Origin of the sequence: Xanthomonas sp. XNM01 (assembly GCF_014851915.1) — a bacterium.
GTDB lineage: Bacteria > Pseudomonadota > Gammaproteobacteria > Xanthomonadales > Xanthomonadaceae > Pseudoxanthomonas.
The window spans coordinates 1-18,091 of record NZ_JACVAP010000003.1; the positions used below are offsets into that span (position 1 = coordinate 1).

Below are 18,091 nucleotides of genomic sequence, written 5' to 3' on the forward strand. Positions count from 1 at the left end.
GCACCCAGGTCCTGACGCCCGCCTACGCCAGCCCCGAACAGGTCGAGGGCGCGCCGCTGACCACCGCCGCCGACGTCTGGGCGCTGGGTGTGGTCCTGTACGAACTGCTGGCCGGGCAGCGCCCGCATCAGGCGCTCGACGGCCATCGTCTCGGCGAGGCGATCCTGTCCGGTGCGATCGAACCACCAAGCAGGCGTGCCCGCCGCGGTGTGGCAGGTGCAGGCAGCGCGCAGGACGCTACTCCACGTCTGCCGCCGGTGCGGATCCCGGCCGACGTCGATGCCATCGTGCTCAAGGCGCTGCGCCGCGATCCGCAGGCACGCTACGCGTCGGTTGCCGCGATGGCCGAGGACATCCGTCGCTTCCTGCAGCACCGCCCGGTGCTCGCCCGCCGCGGCCATGCGCTGTACCGGCTCGGCCGCCTGGTCCGCCGCCAGCGGTGGGTGATCGCCGCAGGCGTGGGCGTCATCGCCGTCGCTGCCGGCTTCGCCGTCCAGCGCGAGCGCCAGCTCGAACAGGTGCTGGCCGAGCGCAACAAGGCCGAAGCGGTGTCGGAGTTCATGCGTGAGTTGTTCGCCAAGGCGTCACCGGATGCGGGACAGGACGGTGATCGAATCACGGTACGGGAGGTCCTCGACGCCAGCACGGTTGCGCTGGAGCATCGCAAGGATCTGGATCCAGCCACGAGAACCAGTCTCAGGCTATCCATCGCGGATGCCTACAGTGCACTTGGAATGGAAAGCAGCGCTCTGCCACTTTTCGAAGTCACATTGCGGGATCTTCGTGAGCGCGGCGCCTCCATCGACGACATGGCGGATGTCATCACAGAGATATCAACCGCACACCAGATGTCGGGAAAAAACCAGGTTGCACTCAGTGTCGCGCGGAACGGCATGTCCCTTTTCCCAGAGAACGAGAAGAAGCCGCTGGCATGGATGCGACTTCGCGAACGTGAGCTGATCAACCTTTCACTGATGGGAGCCGACACTCCTGAAGAGTCACTCGAAGGGTACAGCACCCTGATTCCGCTGATTGAATCGGAACGCGCGACCGACAGCGGGACGGCCGCCAACCTGCTTGGGAATGTCTGGTTCGGCATCAGCCAGGCACATAATCGCCTCAACCAGAACGAAGCGGCCATCGAAGCCATGGCGAACGCCATGAAGATCACATCGGAAAGCGGGCTTTCGGCCAAAAACAGACTGCAATACGCGCAGCGCCATGCCACGCTGGTCATGGAGAAGAATCCAGCCGAAGGAGTGCGCCTGCTCCACGAAATCGACGACAGACATGTTCGCCTGTTTGGGGAGATCAGTGGCAGCAGAGCAACCCTGCTCAATCAGATCGCAGTCGGGTACGGGCGACTACAGAAGAGGGAGGAGCAGGTGAAGTGGCAGGCGAAATCCGTGGACATGGCGCGTCAGGCACTCGGCACCGACAACCGGTTGTTCCTGCAGATGGCGACGAACCAGGCAGTAACACTCAATCGCATGGGGCAACACGCGGCCGCGATGGAGGCCATCGAAAGCGTGCTTCCGGGCCTGCGCAAACTGCAGGCGCCCGGTGTCGACACGGTCAACCTGGCGTTCGCGCTGTCCACGCGCGGCGACATCCTTCTCGACAGCGGCGCCTCGCCCGAAACCGCACTCGACAGCTTCGAGCAGGCCAAACGACTGCTTGGTGACACGACCGGCGAGTTCATCGTCGTGCAATACAATCTGACCAGAGGCCTGATCCGCACGCACATGTCCCTGAAAGACCCCAACGCGGCGCAAGCGATCATCGACGATTTCGATGATCTTCTCGACCGCGATGGATTTCCTACAGACTCCCGCTGGAGGGACTCGGCAGCAAAGCTCCGAGACCTCATTCCAGCCAAGTGACTGTCAGGACTCGATCTTCAAAAGTGCCAACCGCACCTCAGCGCGGCGCGTCGGCCTGCGCGACCAGGCTCGCCAGTTCGTCCTCGTCGAAACCGGCCAGCAGCCGCGCTTCGATGTTGAACGGTCCGCGCAGGTAACCGTGCGCGTACTCGGCCAGCAGCTCACGGAAACGCGCGCGCGGTTCGACGCCGGCGCCTTCGCAGTACCAGCGGTACCAGCGCGAACCGGCCGCCACATGCGCGACCTCCTCGCGCAGGATGACTTCAAGCACGGCAACGGTGTCGATGTCGCCCAGCGAGGTCAGTTTGGCAATCATGCCCGGTGTCACGTCCAGGCCGCGCGCTTCCAGCACCCGCGGGACCAGGGCCATCCGCGCCAGCCCGTCATGTGCGGTCTTCTCGCACATTTCCCACAGGCCGTTGTGGGCGTCGAAATCACCGTAGTCGTGGCCGAGCGCGCGCAATCTGTCGCGCAGCATCGAGAAATGGCGCGACTCGTCGTCGGCGACCATCACCCAGTCGTCGATGAAGCCACGCGGCAGGCCGCGAAAGCGGTAGACCGCATCCCAGCCCAGGTCGATCGCGTTGAGTTCGATGTGGGCGATGGCGTGGATGAAGGCGGCGCGCCCCTCGACGCTGCCGAGCCCGCGCTTGGGCAGATCGCGCGGATGCACCAGCCGCGGCCGCGGCGGCCGGCCCGGCATGCGGATCGGTTCGGGCCGCGGTGCATCGGCCGGCACGTCCAGCTCGCCGTTGCGCCAGGCAGCCGCATGGCGCTGGGTCAAGGCGACCTTCTCGGCCGGATCGGACGCATCCAGACAGGCGCGCGCGGCCCGGTACAGATCCAGGCTCATCGTGCCGGTTCCGCGCGGCCGGATGCGGCGTCCTGCGCCTGGATCCAGCGCTCGACCGCCTGCTCGCAGCGGTTGCCGCGCTGGTTGAATTCGCAGTCGGTCCGGTGCCCGCAGACCAGGTCGAACGCCGGCGTGCGCTCGGCCTCGGTCGGTTCGGGAACATCGGCTGGTACGTGCGAGGAAGGATTGCCCCGGCCGATCCCGATGCCGGCCCCGAGCAGGCGCGCCTCGCCGCTGCGGCAGTCGACCGCATAGCTCCACTCGGGCGCATCACCCGACGCCGACCGTGGTTCGCGGTGCCCGCGCAGGCGAAGCAGCACGAGGTCCTCGCCGATCCGGTTGGCGCCGGCGATCGCCAGGGGCATGCCGCCAGCGACCGGATAGGCCGGATCCAGCAGGCGCAGCTGGTCGGGTGTCATGTTGAAATCGAGCGCGGTCTGCTGCGCGTGCGGCACGCCACCGTCGCGCAGGCGCGGATCGTCGAGCGAGCGCACCGGCGCTCCCGCGCCGTCGCGCGCGCAGGCGGCGACCAGCAGCGTCATCGCCACCAGTGCGGCCCGCCGCGCCACAACGGCGCAGCGGTTTTCCCGCGTATCAGGCACGGCGCTTGCGCTTGGCCTCGTCCGAGCGCAGCTGCTGGATCCGCTCGAAGTAGCCGTTCTCGATGCCGGTGACGTAGTCGCCGTCGAAGCACGAGGAGTCGAATTCCTTCAGTTCCGGATTGCCGTCGCGCACCGCGGTCTCAAGATCTTCCAGGTCCTGATAGATCAGCCAGTCGCAGCCCAGGAACTCCTGGATCTCCTGCTCGCTGCGGCCATGGGCGACCAGTTCCTCGGCCGCCGGCATGTCGATGCCGTAGATGTTCGGGTGGCGCACCGGCGGCGCGGCGCTGGCCAGATAGACCTTGCGTGCGCCGGCGTCGCGCGCCATCTGCACGATCTGGCGACTGGTGGTACCGCGCACGATCGAGTCGTCGACCAGCAGCACCACGCGGTTGCGGAATTCCAGATGGATCGGGTTGAGCTTGCGGCGCACCGACTTCACCCGCTCGCCCTGCCCCGGCATGATGAAGGTGCGGCCGACGTAGCGGTTCTTGACGAAGCCCTCCCGGTACTTCACGCCGAGCACGTTGGACATCTCCAGCGCGGCGTCGCGCGAGGTGTCCGGGATCGGGATGATGGTGTCGATGTCGTGGTCCGGGCGCAGGCGCAGGATCTTCTCGCCCAGCTTCTGGCCCATGCGCAGGCGCGCCTTGTGCACCGATACGTTGTCGATCATCGAGTCGGGCCGCGCGAAGTACACGTACTCGAAGATGCACGGGGTCTGCGTGGTCTCGGTGGCGCAGATCTCGGAGAACAGCTCGCCGCGCGCGGTGATCACCAGCGCCTCGCCCGGGCGCACGTCGCGCACGCGCTCGAAGCCGAGGATGTCCAGCGCCGAGGATTCGGAGGCGACGATGTACTCGTCGTGGCCGCCGTCGACGCCAGCGCGCTTGCCCAGCACCAGCGGCCGGATGCCGTGCGGGTCGCGGAACGCGACCAGGCCCAGGCCCAGCACCACGCTGACCACCGCGTAGCCGCCCTTGCAGCGGCGGTGCACGCCGGCCACCGCGCGGATCGCCGCTTCCGGGGTCAGCATGCGCTGCGCGTCCAGCTCGAACGCGAACACGTTCAGCAGCACCTCGCTGTCCGAATCGGTGTTGATGTTGCGGCGGTCGGCTTCGAACACCTGCTGGCGCAGCGCCTCGGTGTTGATCAGGTTGCCGTTGTGCGCCAGCGCGATGCCGTAGGGCGAGTTCACGTAGAACGGCTGGGCCTCGTCCATGCCTTCCGAACCGGCGGTCGGATAGCGGCAGTGGGCGATGCCCACGCGGCCTTCCAGCACGCCCATACGCTTCTCGTCGAACACGTCGCGGACCAGACCGTTGGCCTTCTGCACGCGCAGGCGGGTGCCGTCGGCGGTGGCGATGCCGGCGGCGTCCTGGCCGCGGTGCTGGAGGACGGTCAGGCCGTCATAGAGTTGCCCGGCGACGTTTTCGTTGCCGACGATACCGACGATGCCACACATGATCCGGGTACTCCGCAGCGGTCATTGACCGGGGTTGGGCGGAGACGGTTCGGTCTCGTCGCCCGTAGTGGTGGGTTCGTCCCCTTCCAGCGGGGACGGCAGGCCGTCGACGATCGTGCCGATCATCGCGCCTGCCAGATGCGAGGCGCCATTATCCCCTGCCGCCGCACCGTTGCCAAAGTCCAGTTGCCCCGCCGCCCACTCCGGCAGCCACAGGCTCATCCACTGCGCGCCCGGAGTCAGCAGCGGCAGCAGCGCCGATTCCTTCCAGGACGGTTCGCGCGGCAGCGTGCTGAACGCCATCAGCAGCACCACCACGCAGGCGATGAAGCCGCCGCGCAGGGTGCCGATCGCGAAACCCAGCATCCGGTCCACGCCGGACAGGCCGATCGAGTGCAGCACCCTGCGCAGGCTCCAGCTGACCAGGGACACCACCACGACCACGCCGACGAAGGCGGCCACGTAGCCGCCCAGCAGGTCGGTCGCGCCCGGCTGGCCGTCGTCGCTGAACCAGAACGCCAGGTCGGCGCCATGGTGGAAGGCGACCCAGCCGGCGCCGACCCAGGTCACCGCCGAGGCGACCACGCCGACGAAGCCGCGCAGGGTCCCCAGCAGCGCCGACACGCCGATGATGGCCAGCAGGACCAGGTCGATGGTGTTCATCGGCGGTGGCCGGCGAAGCCGGCCGTCGTCACGGGTGGCTGACGACGATGCCGGCGCCGAAGCTGCCGGCCGCCAGACGCGCCTTCAGCTGGTCCGCCTCGGCCCGGCTCGACACCGGCCCGACGCGGACCCGGTTCAGCGTGCCCTTGTCGGTCCGTACCGGCTGCACGATGGCGCTGAAGCCACCCGAGCGGAGCCGGTCGCGCAGCGCGTTGGCCTCGGCCGTGCTGGCGAAGGCGCCCATCTGCACCGCAAAACCGATGCTGGTGGCGGCCGGAGCCTGCGTCGGCGCGGGCGTGCTCGCGGCAGGCGCGGGCTTCGGTGCTTCCGCCGGCCGCGGCGGAGTGGCGGCGGGCCGCGTGGCCGGTGGCGGCGTGGCGGTGGTCGCGGTGCGGGTCGTGCTGGCCGGAGCGCTGGCCTGCGGCTCCGGGCGCAACGGCGTGGTCTCGGCCGCCGCGCTGGCGGGTGCCGGCGTCGGCGTGGACACCGCGGCCGTGGTCGCGGCAGGCGCCGGCGAGGCCTGGGCCGGGGCGGCCGCGTTGCCTGCATCCAGCGCGATCACCTGCGCATTGACGTCGTTGCGGATGCGCACCGCCTGCAGCCGCCCGGCCTCGGCCTGGGCGCGGTCGTCGTACGGCCCAACGCGGACGCGCCATGCCTGGCGGCCGTTGAGCGTGGCCTGTTCGCTGAAACCCTCCAGGCCGGCCTGGCGCAGCCGCGACAGCACCGCATCGGCATCGCGGCTGCTGGCGTAGGCGCCGAAGCTCACCGCCCAGCGCCCGGCGGCCACGGCCGGATCGGCGGGCGCCGGCTGTGCCGGTGTCGGCGCAGGCGCCTCGGATGCCGGCTGCGGCGCGGCCGCGACCGACGCCGGCTGCGCGTCGCCCGGCGCGCTCAGCATCGGCAGTTCGCGGGTCTCGTACTCGCCTCCCGGCGCATCCGGAACGCGCGTGGACACGTCGGCCACACCGCTGTCCGGCGCGGGGCCCTGGACCAGCATCGGCAGGAAGATCACGGCCAGCGCGACCAGCACGACCGCACCGATCAGGCGTTGTTTGAGAGTGGTATCCACAGGCGCTCGCGACAGGGGCGGGGAAGGCAGAGCGATTATAGGGCGCGCATTCAGCGCCTCGCCGTCATCGAACTGAATGCAGGGCGTCCAGCGCGGCGGCGGCGGTGTGGAACGAGCCGAACACCAGGACCCGGTCGCCAGGTTCGGCGGCGGCCAGGGCCGCGTCCAGCGCGCTGCGCACGTCCGGATGCCGCTCGCCGCCACCGGCCGCGGTGGCGGCCAGGCGGGCGGCCAGCGCATCGGCGTCCTGTCCGCGCGCGGCGTCGGCAAGCCCGGCCAGATGCCAGCGTGCGACCTGCGGTGCGAGCGCCTGCACCACCGCTTCGGCATCCTTGTCGGCCAGCGCGGCGAACACCGCCACCGTCCTGCCCTCGCCCGGCTGCTGCGCCAGCCACGCCGCCAGTTCGCGGGCGGCCTGCGGGTTGTGGCCCACGTCGACCAGCACCGCCACTCCGTCGCGCTCGACCTGCTGCAGCCTGCCCGGCAGCGAGGCGGTGGCGACGCCCTGCGCGAAGGCCTGCTCCGGCAGCGGCGTCTCCAGCGCACGCAGCGCGGCGATCGCGGTGGCGGCATTGGCGCGCTGCACCGGCGCGCGCAGGCGCGGCATCGGCAGCAGCAGTTCGGCACCGACCTCGCGCCAGCGCCAGTGGCCGTCGTCGACGGGCTCATGGAAGAAATCGCTGCCCAGGCGCAGTGCATTGGCGCCGATCAGGTAGGCGCGGCGCAGCACGCTGGAGGGCGAATCGATCTCGCCCAGCACCAGCGGCTTCCACGGCCGCGCGATGCCGGCCTTCTCGGCGCCGATGGCCTCGCGGTCGCTGCCCAGCCAGTCGGTGTGGTCGATGTCGACCGTGGTGATCACCGCCACGTCCGGGTCGACCACGTTGACCGCATCCAGCCGGCCGCCCAGGCCGACCTCAAGCACGGCCAGATCCAGGTCGGCGCGCTGGAACAGCCACAGCGCGGCCAGCGTGCCGTACTCGAAATAGGTCAGCGCAGTCGCACCGCGCGCCGCTTCGACCGCGGCGAAGGCTTCGACCAGCGCCGCGTCCCCGGCCTCCTCGCCATCGATGCGCACGCGCTCGTTGTAGCGCTGCAGGTGCGGCGAGGTGTACGCGCCGACGGTCCAGCCACCGGCGCGGGCGATCGCCTCGATGAAGGCCACGGTGGAGCCCTTGCCGTTGGTGCCGGCGACGGTGATGACCTGGCGCGCCGGGCGGCCGATGCCGAGCCGGTCGGCGACCTCGCGCACGCGCTCCAGGCCCATCGCGATCGCGCTGGGATGCTGGCGTTCGATATGGGCCAGCCAGTCGGCAAGGGTCGTCGGCAGGGTCATGACGGCATCGATCGGTGTACGTGGCCCGGCATTATCAGGGCAGCACCGCATCCGCGGCAGGGTCGCGCCGGCCGGCCGCGGCCTTGGCCAGGTACAGCGCATGGTCGGCGGCGGCCATCCAGGCCTGCAGGTCGACGTGCGCGGATTGCAGCCCGGCGACACCGATGCTGATCCCCAGCTGCCAGCCATCGCAGCCGGGCAGCGCCAGCGCGGCGGCATCGCGCTGCAGGGCGCGCGCGACGCGACCGGCCTCCTCCTCGACCAGCGGCAGCAGCAGCACGAATTCGTCGCCGCCGATGCGCGCGGCGAATCCGTCCGCACCGGCATGCGCGCGCAGCAGTGCGGCGAGCCGGGCCAGCACCGCGTCACCGGCCGCGTGCCCGAAGCGGTCGTTGATCTGTTTGAACAGGTCGATGTCCAGCAGCATCAGGCTGAGCGGCGTGCCGTCACGCCTCGACGCGGCCAGCAGCTCGCCGCCGCGCAGGTTGAAGAAGCGCCGGTTCGGCAGGTCCACGCCCGGATCGATCCGCGACAGCCGGTCCAGCGCGCGGTTCTGCTCGGCGATGCGCCGCGCCATGCGGTGGTTCACATGGCTCAGCGCCAGCATGTAGACGAAGATCGCCGGGATCGACAGCAGCATCGTGCGGGCCGAGGTCTGCGGCTGGAACGGCTGGCCGAGCGCCAGCCAGGTCACCAGGAACGCCAGCAGCAGGGCCAGCGCCGCACGGGACAGCAGGCGCCAGCCGCCGGCCGCGACCCGGTCGGCGGCGAAAATCGCGGCCATCGCCGCGGTCGGCATCGCGCTGACGTGCACCACCGCGATCCAGAAGCCACCGAAGGCGGTATCGATCACCAGGCTGCGCAACTCGGTCCGGCGCGGGTCGCGGGAGCGCCGCGCCAGCAGGAACGCCAGGTGCGGCCACACCAGCACGTTGAACGCGGCCGCCACCCAGAACAGCGGCGGGGAATCGAGCTCCTCCATCACCGACAGGACGGGCAGCGCCAGCAGGGTCACGCCCAGTACCCGCATCGGGTAGATCCACTGCACGAAGCGGCGGGTGCGCTGCAGGTGTTCGGTGGCGCTGGGGAGGTAATCGGGCATGGCGCTGGACCGTGCGCCGACAGAGGCGGCGGGATGACCGGAGCCTGCGCGCCGGGGAATGCGTGCGTCCTGCGGAGGCCGGCACGGCGGCCGGGCCGACCGGGCTCACGCCCGGTGGCGGCAGCGCCTTACAGCGCCCGGTGCTTGGCTTCGCCGAAGAACGGCGTGTGGTGGGCGCAGTCGTTCAGGCGCACCACTTCGAGGTGGTCCACGTCCGGGCCTTCCAGCAGGTTCAGCGTGGTCGGCGCCTGGCGGAAGGTCCACAGCTTGCCGATCGGCAGACCCAGGATCCGGCACAACAGCACGCGGTTGACCGCATCATGGGCGACCAGCAGCAGGGTGTCGTCCTCGCCCAGACCCTCGGTGGCGCGGACCAGGCCACGCCAGGACCGGTCGAGCACCTGGCGCAGCGATTCGCCGCCGGGCATCAGCACCGTATCGGGCTCCTCGCGCCAGGCGCGCAGGCGGGCCGGATCCTTGTCGTGGATCTCGCTGGCCAGCAGCCCTTCCCACTCGCCGTGCGCGATCTCCTGCACGTCGGCGTCCAGGGTCAGCATCGCCGCACGCGTCTCGCCCAGCGCCAGTTCGGCGGTGCGGCGTGCGCGCGACAGCGGCGAGGCGACCGCGCGGGTGATCGCGAACGTGGCCAGGCGCTCGCCGAGCGCACGCGCCTGGCCCTCGCCCACCGGCGACAGCGGAATGTCGATCTGGCCCTGGTAGCGGCCTTCGGCGTTCCACGGCGTTTCGCCGTGACGGGCAAGCAGGATGCGCATCGGATGGGTGTCGTGTCGTTGCGAGGGAAACCGCCGCACCTGACCGGTGCGGCGGGCTGCGCATCATACCCGCTCGCGGACGGCAGCGGCGGCCGTCCAGCCGGAGCGTCAGCGGGTCAGCTCGAGCTCCTCGAGCAGCCGCGGCGCCGGGTAGGCCTCCTGCATCACCCACTGCACGTAACGGCTGTCGACGGTGATGGTGCGGGTCATCTTCGGGTCGAACACCCAGTTGGAGCTGACCGACTCCCAGTTCATGTCGAACAGCAGGCCGACCAGACGGCCGTTGGCGTCCAGCACCGGCGAACCGGAGTTGCCGCCGGTGACGTCCAGGTCGGACAGGAAGTTGACCGGCACCGAGCCGATCCGCGCATCGTCCAGCCCGCCGTAACGCTTGGCCGCGACCGCCTCCAGCAGCGCCTTCGGCGCATCGAACGGCTCGACGCCGGTGTCCTTCGCCGCCAGGCCCTCGAGCGTGGTGAACGGGGTGTAGGCCACGCCGTCCTTCGGCGTGTAGCCCATCACGTTGCCGAAGGTGATGCGCAGCGACAGGTTGGCGTCCGGGTAGACGAAGCGGCCCTGGCTCTGGCGGTAGTCGGCCACCGCCTGCAGGAAGCGCGGACGCGCCTGCAGGTCCTCGCCGGTGCCGCGCTTGCGCTGCTCTTCCAGCTGCAGCAGGGTCGGCATCACCGCCACCGCGTACTGGATCGCCGGGTCGGTGCTGGCCTCGAACGCCGTACGGTCGGCGTTGAACCACTTCAGCCGCTCTTCGGTGCTGCCCAGGCCGGTCTTCGCCAGACGGTCCAGCGCACGCTTGACCGCGGCATCGCCAGTGCCCAGCCAGGTGTCGACCGCGGCCACGCGCTGCTGCGCCGGCAGCGCGACATACTGCTGCAGCCAGTACTGCTGCAGCTGGCGGTCCATCGAGGCGACGTAGCGGCGCTCCATCTGCTTCAGGCCGCCCTCGATGCCGGGCAGGTCACGCTGCTGGTAGCCCGACTCGCGCTCGGCATCGGGCTTGGCGCGTTCGATCGACAGGCGGTACAGCTGCACGGCCGCACCGATCGCACCGGTGGTGTTGAACTGCGCCAGGACCAGATCGCGGTCGCGGGTCTGGCGGCCACGCTCGGCCTGCGTCAGCAGCGTCTGGTGCGCGGCCAGCGCCTGCGCGCCGGCATCGCCCCGCCCGCGCAGCCAGGCCAGCACCGCGGCCTCCTCGGCACGCTTCTGCCCGGCGGCATCGATGCGCTTGAAGCCTTCCAGCTGGCCTTCGTAGTTCTTGGCGGTGTTGTTGAGGCCGGCCATCGTGTTGGCGTACTTCACCTGCACCTGCGGGTCGGCCTTGCCGGCGGCCTCGATCAGGCCGATCACCGCGCGGTAATGGCGGGCGATGGTCGGATAGGCCCAGCTGGCGGTGTCGTCGAACTCGGCCGCCAGCGCGTAGCGGCTGGTACGGCCCGGGTAGCCGGCGGCCATCACGAAGTCGCCCTCGCCCAGCGGCTTGTCGGCGAAGCGCAGCCAGTGCTTCGGCCGGTACGGCACGTTGTCGGCCGCGAACGCCGCCGGCTTGCCGTCGCGGTCGACATAGGCGCGGTAGAACGCGAAGTCGCCGGTGTGGCGCGGCCACATCCAGTTGTCGATGTCGCCGCCGTACTTGCCGACGCTGCCCGGAGGCGCATAGGCCAGACGCACGTCGCGGATCTCCAGATTCTTGAACAGGCGGTAGGCGTTGCCGCCGGAGAAGCTGTACAGGCGGCAGCGGAAGCCCGGCTCGGACTCGCAGGCCGCGACCTGGGCCTTGTCGAACGCCTCCAGCGCGCGGGTGCGGGCCAGCGGGTCGTCGCCGGCCGCCGCCATCGCCGCATTGGCCTGCGCGGTGACGTCGGTGATGTCGTCGAGCACGTAGATGCGCGCATTCGGGCCGGCGCTGACCTCGTCGGCCGGCGTGGCCGGGTTGAAGCCATCGCGGATCAGGTTGTGCTCGGGCGTGGAGTTGAGCTGGATCGCACCGTAGGCGCAGTGGTGGTTGGTCACCACCAGGCCCTGCGGCGACACGAAGCTGGCGGTGCAGCCGCCGAGCGCGACCACCGCGCCCATCGGGTCGCCGGTCAGGTCGGCCAGCTGCTGCGGAGACAGCTTCAGCCCCGCCTGCTTCAGCGGCCCGGCGATCTCCGGCAGCTGCTGCGGCACCCACATGCCCTCGCCTGCCAGCGCGGCGGGAGCGACGGCCAGGGCGGCCAGGACGGAGGCGGTGAGCAGGCGCAGGCGCATGGAGACGGTTCCAGCTGAAAGGATCCCCGATTCTAGCCAGTCGCCGCCTGCCGGTGCCGCATGACCGATGGCCTACCGGGCGCGTCCGCGGCAATGGTTTCGACCGCAACCTCCTTATAATGCGTGCCTTCCACAGCGAAAGGCGGCCCCGCGATGTCCCGAACCATGAAGGCGCTGGTCAAGCGCGAAGCCGCCAAGGGCATCTGGCTGGAGCAGGTGCCGGTGCCGGTGCCGGGCCCGAACGAGGTCCTGATCAAGCTGGAGAAGACCGCGATCTGCGGCACCGACCTGCACATCTACCTGTGGGACGAATGGAGCCAGCGGACCATCAGGCCCGGCCTGACCATCGGCCACGAGTTCGTCGGCCGCGTCGCCGAGCTCGGCCCGGGCGTGACCGGCTACAAGGTCGGCCAGCGCGTCTCGGCCGAAGGCCACATCGTCTGCGGCCACTGCCGCAACTGCCGTGGCGGCCGCCCGCACCTGTGCCCGAACACGGTCGGCATCGGCGTCAACGTCAACGGCGCCTTCGCCGAGTACATGGTGATGCCGGCCAGCAATCTGTGGCCGATCCCGGACCAGATCCCGTCCGAACTGGCCGCCTTCTTCGACCCATATGGCAATGCCGCGCACTGCGCGCTGGAGTTCGACGTGATCGGCGAGGACGTGCTGATCACCGGCGCCGGTCCGATCGGGATCATCGCTGCCGGCATCTGCAAGCACATCGGCGCGCGCAACGTGGTGGTCACCGACGTCAACGACTTCCGCCTGAAGCTGGCCGCCGACATGGGCGCCACCCGCGTGGTCAACGTCGCCAACCAGTCGCTCAAGGACGTGATGGCCGACCTGCACATGGAAGGTTTCGACGTCGGCCTGGAGATGAGCGGCAACCCGCGCGCGTTCAACGACATGCTCGACTGCATGTACCACGGCGGCAAGATCGCCATGCTCGGCATCATGCCGCGCGGCGCCGGCTGCGACTGGGACAAGATCATCTTCAAGGGCCTGACCGTGCAGGGCATCTACGGCCGCAAGATGTATGAGACCTGGTACAAGATGACGCAGCTTGTTTTGAGCGGCTTCCCGCTGGGCAAGGTGCTGACCCATCAGCTGCCGATCGACGAGTTCCAGCAGGGCTTCGATCTGATGGAACAGGGCAAGGCCGGCAAGGTCGTGCTGAGCTGGAACTGAGGCGGGCCGGCATCGCCTCGACGCCGGCCTCCACATGGACGAAAGCCCCGGCATCGCTGCCGGGGCTTTCGCGTTTCTGCTGGCCGCAGCGCGACCGGCACGACGATCAGTTGCCGACGCTGAGGGTCAGCACGACGCGGTCGTCGGCCAGACGGCCGAAGTTGTCGCGGCCGTTGCCGTCGGTGCCGACATAGCCCAGCGACGCCGAGACCATGCCGAAGCTGCGGCTGACGCCGACGCTCCAGTCGGTGTAGTCCTCCATGCCGACCCCATCGTCGAACAGGCTGCGACCGACGCCCAGATCCAGGCTGAAATCCTGCGGCAGGCCGAAGCTGGCGCCGCCGTTGACGTACCACGCCTTCGCATCCGAACCGCCGAAGTCGTTGGCGTAGGCCACGGTCAGGCTGTAGGTGTCGACGAAGGTGGTCTTGGTAATCAGCTCGTTGAAATTCAGCTCCGACGCACCCGGATAGGTGTAGCGGTTGAGCATCACGTCGAAGTTCACCGAGTCGCTGAAATCGACGTTGTAGCCGACGTAGTAGTCGACCTCGAAATCCGGATCGCCATCGCCGAAATCGACGCCCGAGGCCCAGCCACCGGCGTAGAAGCCGGCCGGCAGGTTGAAGGTCAGGCCGACCTGGCCGGTCGGGTTCTCGTCGGACTGCGAACTGCCGCGCCAGACGTAATCGGAGGTCGCCGCGATCGACCAGTTGATCAGCGGGGTCTCCTCGTCCTGCGCGAAGGACGCGAACGGAGCGGCCGCGAGCAGCGCGACGGCGAGCGAGGTGGCGAGCTTGACTGCCTTCATCGGGGTTCTCTCCTGGTGGGGTGCAACGGCCTGGACGCGCGACCGGTGGCGGGGCGCGGTTTCACAATTAATTAACCAGACCGATACTGCGATGCAGCATTTCCCCGCGTCAAGTCCCGGACGCCGCCCCCGTTATCCTCCTGCGCCCGGCCACTCACCCCTGCGCGGCTTCTCCGCGCCGGTCAGGCGGCGGGGAACGCACCGAACCGCGCTGGCACCAGCCCCAGCCGCGATCCGACCGGGTGCCGCTGCGCCAGCTCCAGCGGCAACTCCACCTCGACCTCCTCGGCACTGTGGTCAAGGCGCGCGCGCAGCCGCAGCCGTGGCCCGCTGCGCTGGGTCGCGAGTACCGTGCTCGCCCACCCCTCCTCGCCCGGATGCAGGTCCTCGGGGCGGATGTAGACATCGAGCGCGGCGCCCGACGCGCCCTCCGGCGCCGGCAGCCCGAGGCCGGCCACGTCGATGCGGTCGCCGTCGCGGTGCCCACGCAACCGGTTGACCGCGCCGACGAAGGAATAGACGAACGGCGTCGCCGGCCGGTCGTAGGCCTCTGCTGGCGTGGCCAGCTGCTCGATCCGGCCCTGGTTGAGGATCGCGACCCGGTCCGCCAGTTCCAGCGCCTCTTCCTGGTCGTGGGTGACGAACACCGTGGTCAGGCCGGTCTGCTCGTGCAGCTGCCGCAGCCAGGTGCGCAGGTCGCGCCGGACCTGGGCGTCGAGCGCGCCGAACGGCTCGTCCAGCAGCAGCACGCGCGGCTCGATCGCCAGCGCACGCGCCAGCGCCACCCGCTGGCGCTGGCCGCCGGAGAGCTGGCTGGGGTAGCGCCCGCCCAGCCCCTGCAGCTGGACCAGCGACAGCAGCTCCTCCACCCGCGCGTCGATCCTGGCCTTCGGCCAGCGCGCCTGGCCGCGGCGGACCTTGAGCCCGAAACCGATGTTGTCGGCCACCGTCATGTGACGGAACAGCGCGTAATGCTGGAACACGAAGCCCACGCGCCGGTCCTGCACCGCCAGCCGCGACGCGTCCTCGCCACCGAACAGCACGCGCCCGGCATCGGCGTGCTCGAGTCCGGCGATCACCCGCAGCAGCGTGGTCTTGCCCGAGCCGGACGGCCCCAGCAGCGCCAGCAGTTCGCCTTCGCGGATCTGCAGGTCGATGTCGTCCAGCGCGGCGAATGCGCCGAAGTGTTTCCGCAGGCCCTCGATCCGGATTTCCATCCGCGTCTCCTCGTTCAGTGCCGGTGGCTGGCGGCCAGCGATTCGCCGTGCCGCCATTCCAGGTAGGTCTTGACCGCCAGCGTGACCAGCGCGCTCAGCGCCAGCAGCGAGGCGCAGGCGAACGCCGCGCTGTAGGCGTACTCGTTGTAGAGGATCTCCACGTGCAGCGGCAGCGTGTTGGTGCGCCCGCGGATGTGACCCGACACCACCGACACCGCGCCGAACTCGCCCATCGCACGCGCGCCGCACAGCAGCACGCCGTACAGCAGGCCCCAGCGGATGTTGGGCAGGGTGACCCGCCAGAAGGTCTGCCAGCCGCTGGCGCCCAGGCTGAGCGCAGCCAGTTCCTCGTCGCTGCCCTGCTGCTCCATCAGCGGCATCAGTTCGCGCGCGATGAACGGGAAGGTGACGAAGGTCGTGGCCAGCACGATGCCGGGCAGCGCGAACACCACCCGCGGCAGCTGCACCAGCGTCTCGCCCAGCAGCGGCAGCTGCAGGATCCAGCCGTCCTCGATCGCCGGCCACAGCCAGCCGCCGCGGCCGAAGATCAGGATGAACACCAGGCCGGCCACCACCGGCGAGACCGAGAACGGCAGGTCGATCAGGGTGACCAGCACGCGCTTGCCGGGGAACTGGTGCTTGCTGACCGCCCACGCCGCGGCGACGCCGAACACCAGGTTGAGCGGGATCACGATCGCGGTGACCAGCAAGGTCAGCCGGATCGCCGCCAGCGCGTCGGGATCGGTGACCGCGCGCAGGAAGGTCTGCCAGCCGCCGCGCAGCGCCTCGGCGAACACCAGCACCAGCGGCAGCAGCAGGAACGCCAGCAGGAACGCCAGCGCGCCGCCGATCATCAGCCACTGCACCCAGCGCGGCTCGGTGGTCGGCGAGGCGGTCGCGGCGCGGGCACGCGTGTCCGGCACGTCACGCTCCTGCGGCATCGGGACGACGGAGGTCGCAGCTTCGCTCATCCCGCCCTCGCCTGGCCAGTGCGCAGCAGGCGCGCCTGCAGGGTGTTCACCAGCAGCAGCACCACGAACGACAGCAGCAGCATGGCCGCGGCGATCGCGGTGGCGCCGGCGTAATCGAACTCCTCGAGCCGGATGGTGATCAGCAGCGGCGCGATCTCGGTCACGCCCGGAATGTTGCCGGCGATGAAGATCACCGAACCGTACTCGCCGACCCCGCGCGCGAACGCCAGCGCGAAGCCGGTCAGCACCGCCGGCCACAGCGCGGGCAGGATCACCCGGGTGATCGTCTGCCAGCGGCTGGCGCCGAGCGTGGCCGAGGCCTCCTCCAGTTCCCGCTCGCTCTCGGCCAGCACCGGCTGCACCACCCGCACCACGAACGGCAGGCCGACGAACACCAGCGCCAGGGTGATGCCCAGCGGCGTGTAGGCGATGGTGATGCCCAGCGGCTCCAGCCAGCGCCCGATCCACCCGTTGCCGCCGTACAGCGCGGTCAGCGCGATGCCGGCCACCGCGGTCGGCAGCGCGAACGGCAGGTCGATCATCGCGTCGAACAGGCGCTTGCCCGGAAAGCGGTAGCGCACGAACACCCAGGCGACCCAGGTGCCCATCACCGCATTGAACGCAGCCGCGGCCAGCGCGGTGCCGAAGCTGAGCTTCAGCGCCGCGAGCACGCGCGGCTCGCTCCAGACCTGCCAGATGCCCGACCAGCCCAGGCCGCTGGTCTTCACGAACACCCCGAGCAGCGGCAGCAGCACGATCAGCCCGAGCCAGACGAAGGTGATCCCCAGGCTCAGTCCGAGCCCGGGGATCACCCGCCGGCGCGGTGCGCGCCGTGCGCCTGCGTCCAGCGTCGCCATCGCTTACTTGCTCGACTGGATCTGGTCGAACAGGCCGCCGTCGGCGAAGTGTTCGGTCTGCGCCTTCTCCCAGGAACCGAACGCCTGCTGGATCGTCACCAGTTCCACCTTCGGAAAGCGCGCGACATCGGCCGGGTCGGCATGCTCGGGATGGCGGGGGCGGTAGTAGTGGCGCGCGGCGATGCGCTGGCCTTCCGGCGAGTACAGGTATTTCAGGTAGCCTTCGGCCGCATCGCGCGTGCCGTGCCGGTCGACGTTGCGGTCGACCAGCGCAACCGACGGTTCGGCCAGGATCGACAGCTTCGGCACCACGATCTCGAACTTGTCCGGGCCCAGTTCCTCCAGCGCGAGGAAGGCCTCGTTCTCCCAGGCCAGCAGCACGTCGCCGATGCCGCGCTGGACGAAAGTGGTAGTCGAGCCGCGCGCACCGGTATCGAGCACCGGCACGTTGCGGAACAGCGCGCGCATGTAGCGCAGGATCTTCTCGCGGTCGCCGTTGAAGATCCGCTCTGCGTAGGCCCAGGCGGCCAGGTAGTTCCAGCGCGCGCCGCCGGAGGTCTTCGGGTTGGGCGTCACCACCGACACGCCGGAGCGCAGCAGGTCCGGCCAGTCCTTGATGCCCTTGGGGTTGCCCTTGCGCACCAGGAACACGATGGTCGAGGTGTACGGCGCGCTGTTGTCCGGCAGCCGGCGCTCCCAGTCGTCCGGCAGCAGCTTCGCGTGCCGGGCGATGGCGTCGATGTCGTAGGCCAGCGCCAGGGTGACCACGTCGGCTTCGATGCCGTCGATCACCGCACGCGCCTGCTTGCCCGACCCGCCATGCGAGGTCTCGATGGTGACCGTGTCGCCGGTCTCCTGCTGCCAGTGCTTCGCGAACGCGGCGTTGTAGTCGCGGTACAGCTCGCGGGTGGGGTCGTAGGACACGTTGAGCAGCTTGATGTCGCGTGCGGACGCCGACAGCGCCAGGCCCAGGCCGAGAATGGCGGCGGCCGTGCCCAGCGTGCGGCGGATCCGGGGATAGGTCTTCATCGTC

Annotated in this window: 16 protein-coding genes; 2 read left to right on the forward strand and 14 right to left on the reverse strand. The window is 69.9% G+C overall.

All coding sequences use genetic code 11. The annotated features are described in order from the left end of the window. The coding region (locus IB242_RS11285) for a tetratricopeptide repeat-containing protein kinase family protein (protein ID WP_192279313.1) at positions 1-1,883 on the forward strand (1,883 nt) is incomplete at its 5' end. A 37-nt stretch (positions 1,884-1,920) separates the two neighbouring features. Here the strand turns inward: IB242_RS11285 and IB242_RS11290 are convergent. The 9 genes from IB242_RS11290 to IB242_RS11330 all read right to left on the reverse strand — a co-directional run bounded on the left by IB242_RS11290 (position 1,921) and on the right by IB242_RS11330 (position 12,017). Then, the gene (locus tag IB242_RS11290; RefSeq protein WP_192279315.1) at positions 1,921-2,736 is read right to left on the reverse strand and encodes a ferritin-like domain-containing protein; all 816 of its coding nucleotides are present in this window, start codon (positions 2,734-2,736) and stop codon (positions 1,921-1,923) included. Continuing rightward, positions 2,733-3,278: a hypothetical protein gene (locus IB242_RS11295; protein ID WP_192279317.1), complete on the reverse strand. Its 546-nt coding sequence runs from the start codon at positions 3,276-3,278 to the stop codon at positions 2,733-2,735. Before IB242_RS11295 ends, IB242_RS11290 begins: the two co-directional genes overlap by 4 nt. A 52-nt stretch (positions 3,279-3,330) precedes the next feature. Continuing rightward, positions 3,331-4,803: an amidophosphoribosyltransferase gene (gene purF / locus IB242_RS11300; protein ID WP_192279319.1), complete on the reverse strand. Its 1,473-nt coding sequence runs from the start codon at positions 4,801-4,803 to the stop codon at positions 3,331-3,333. Positions 4,804-4,824: 21 nt separating this feature from the next. Then, the gene (locus IB242_RS11305; protein ID WP_192279321.1) at positions 4,825-5,466 is read right to left on the reverse strand and encodes a CvpA family protein; all 642 of its coding nucleotides are present in this window, start codon (positions 5,464-5,466) and stop codon (positions 4,825-4,827) included. A 28-nt stretch (positions 5,467-5,494) separates the two neighbouring features. Beyond that, positions 5,495-6,538: an SPOR domain-containing protein gene (locus tag IB242_RS11310; RefSeq protein WP_192279323.1), complete on the reverse strand. Its 1,044-nt coding sequence runs from the start codon at positions 6,536-6,538 to the stop codon at positions 5,495-5,497. Positions 6,539-6,602: 64 nt separating this feature from the next. Continuing rightward, complete coding sequence (gene folC / locus IB242_RS11315; RefSeq protein ID WP_192279325.1) at positions 6,603-7,874, reverse strand: bifunctional tetrahydrofolate synthase/dihydrofolate synthase; 1,272 nt, start codon at positions 7,872-7,874, stop codon at positions 6,603-6,605. A 34-nt stretch (positions 7,875-7,908) separates the two neighbouring features. Continuing rightward, positions 7,909-8,976: a sensor domain-containing diguanylate cyclase gene (locus tag IB242_RS11320; protein WP_192279332.1), complete on the reverse strand. Its 1,068-nt coding sequence runs from the start codon at positions 8,974-8,976 to the stop codon at positions 7,909-7,911. A gap of 128 nt (positions 8,977-9,104) precedes the next feature. Beyond that, positions 9,105-9,749 carry a histidine phosphatase family protein gene (locus tag IB242_RS11325; protein WP_192279334.1) on the reverse strand — a complete coding sequence of 215 codons (645 nt, stop codon included), beginning with the start codon at positions 9,747-9,749 and terminating at the stop codon, positions 9,105-9,107. A gap of 108 nt (positions 9,750-9,857) precedes the next feature. Then, the gene (locus IB242_RS11330) at positions 9,858-12,017 is read right to left on the reverse strand and encodes a S46 family peptidase (protein ID WP_192279336.1); all 2,160 of its coding nucleotides are present in this window, start codon (positions 12,015-12,017) and stop codon (positions 9,858-9,860) included. Positions 12,018-12,170: 153 nt separating this feature from the next. Here IB242_RS11330 and tdh point away from each other — a divergent pair, with 153 nt between their 5' ends. Further along, a complete protein-coding gene (gene tdh / locus IB242_RS11335; RefSeq protein WP_192279338.1) occupies positions 12,171-13,205 on the forward strand; it encodes an L-threonine 3-dehydrogenase in 1,035 nt (344 codons plus the stop codon). A 106-nt stretch (positions 13,206-13,311) separates the two neighbouring features. Here the strand turns inward: tdh and IB242_RS11340 are convergent, their stop codons facing one another. From IB242_RS11340 to IB242_RS11360, 5 genes are all read right to left on the reverse strand, one after another. Next, entirely contained in the window at positions 13,312-14,013 is a 702-nt protein-coding gene (locus IB242_RS11340; RefSeq protein ID WP_192279341.1) for a TorF family putative porin, read from the reverse strand. Positions 14,014-14,195: 182 nt separating this feature from the next. Next, complete coding sequence (locus tag IB242_RS11345) at positions 14,196-15,230, reverse strand: sulfate/molybdate ABC transporter ATP-binding protein (RefSeq protein ID WP_192279343.1); 1,035 nt, start codon at positions 15,228-15,230, stop codon at positions 14,196-14,198. 14 nt (positions 15,231-15,244) lie between these two features. Beyond that, positions 15,245-16,153: a sulfate ABC transporter permease subunit CysW gene (cysW, locus tag IB242_RS11350; RefSeq protein WP_343237138.1), complete on the reverse strand. Its 909-nt coding sequence runs from the start codon at positions 16,151-16,153 to the stop codon at positions 15,245-15,247. A gap of 44 nt (positions 16,154-16,197) precedes the next feature. Beyond that, positions 16,198-17,058, reverse strand: coding sequence for a sulfate ABC transporter permease subunit CysT (gene cysT / locus IB242_RS11355; RefSeq protein ID WP_192279345.1), 861 nt, complete (start codon positions 17,056-17,058; stop codon positions 16,198-16,200). A gap of 3 nt (positions 17,059-17,061) precedes the next feature. Further along, positions 17,062-18,087 (reverse strand): sulfate ABC transporter substrate-binding protein, encoded by a 1,026-nt coding sequence (locus IB242_RS11360; protein WP_192279346.1) that lies wholly within the window; start codon positions 18,085-18,087, stop codon positions 17,062-17,064. Positions 18,088-18,091: the final 4 nt, after the last annotated feature.

Excerpts from the sequence above, each read along its gene's own strand:
- IB242_RS11290 (WP_192279315.1), bottom strand. The coding sequence starts at position 2,736 with ATGAGCCTGGATCTGTACCGGGCCGCGCGCGCCTGTCTGGATGCGTCC.
- IB242_RS11295 (WP_192279317.1), bottom strand. The coding sequence starts at position 3,278 with ATGACGCTGCTGGTCGCCGCCTGCGCGCGCGACGGCGCGGGAGCGCCG.
- purF (WP_192279319.1), bottom strand. The coding sequence starts at position 4,803 with ATGTGTGGCATCGTCGGTATCGTCGGCAACGAAAACGTCGCCGGGCAA.
- IB242_RS11305 (WP_192279321.1), bottom strand. The coding sequence starts at position 5,466 with ATGAACACCATCGACCTGGTCCTGCTGGCCATCATCGGCGTGTCGGCG.
- folC (WP_192279325.1), bottom strand. The coding sequence starts at position 7,874 with ATGACCCTGCCGACGACCCTTGCCGACTGGCTGGCCCATATCGAACGC.
- IB242_RS11320 (WP_192279332.1), bottom strand. The coding sequence starts at position 8,976 with ATGCCCGATTACCTCCCCAGCGCCACCGAACACCTGCAGCGCACCCGC.
- IB242_RS11325 (WP_192279334.1), bottom strand. The coding sequence starts at position 9,749 with ATGCGCATCCTGCTTGCCCGTCACGGCGAAACGCCGTGGAACGCCGAA.
- IB242_RS11330 (WP_192279336.1), bottom strand. The coding sequence starts at position 12,017 with ATGCGCCTGCGCCTGCTCACCGCCTCCGTCCTGGCCGCCCTGGCCGTC.
- tdh (WP_192279338.1), top strand. The coding sequence starts at position 12,171 with ATGTCCCGAACCATGAAGGCGCTGGTCAAGCGCGAAGCCGCCAAGGGC.
- IB242_RS11340 (WP_192279341.1), bottom strand. The coding sequence starts at position 14,013 with ATGAAGGCAGTCAAGCTCGCCACCTCGCTCGCCGTCGCGCTGCTCGCG.
- IB242_RS11345 (WP_192279343.1), bottom strand. The coding sequence starts at position 15,230 with ATGGAAATCCGGATCGAGGGCCTGCGGAAACACTTCGGCGCATTCGCC.
- cysT (WP_192279345.1), bottom strand. The coding sequence starts at position 17,058 with ATGGCGACGCTGGACGCAGGCGCACGGCGCGCACCGCGCCGGCGGGTG.
- IB242_RS11360 (WP_192279346.1), bottom strand. The coding sequence starts at position 18,087 with ATGAAGACCTATCCCCGGATCCGCCGCACGCTGGGCACGGCCGCCGCC.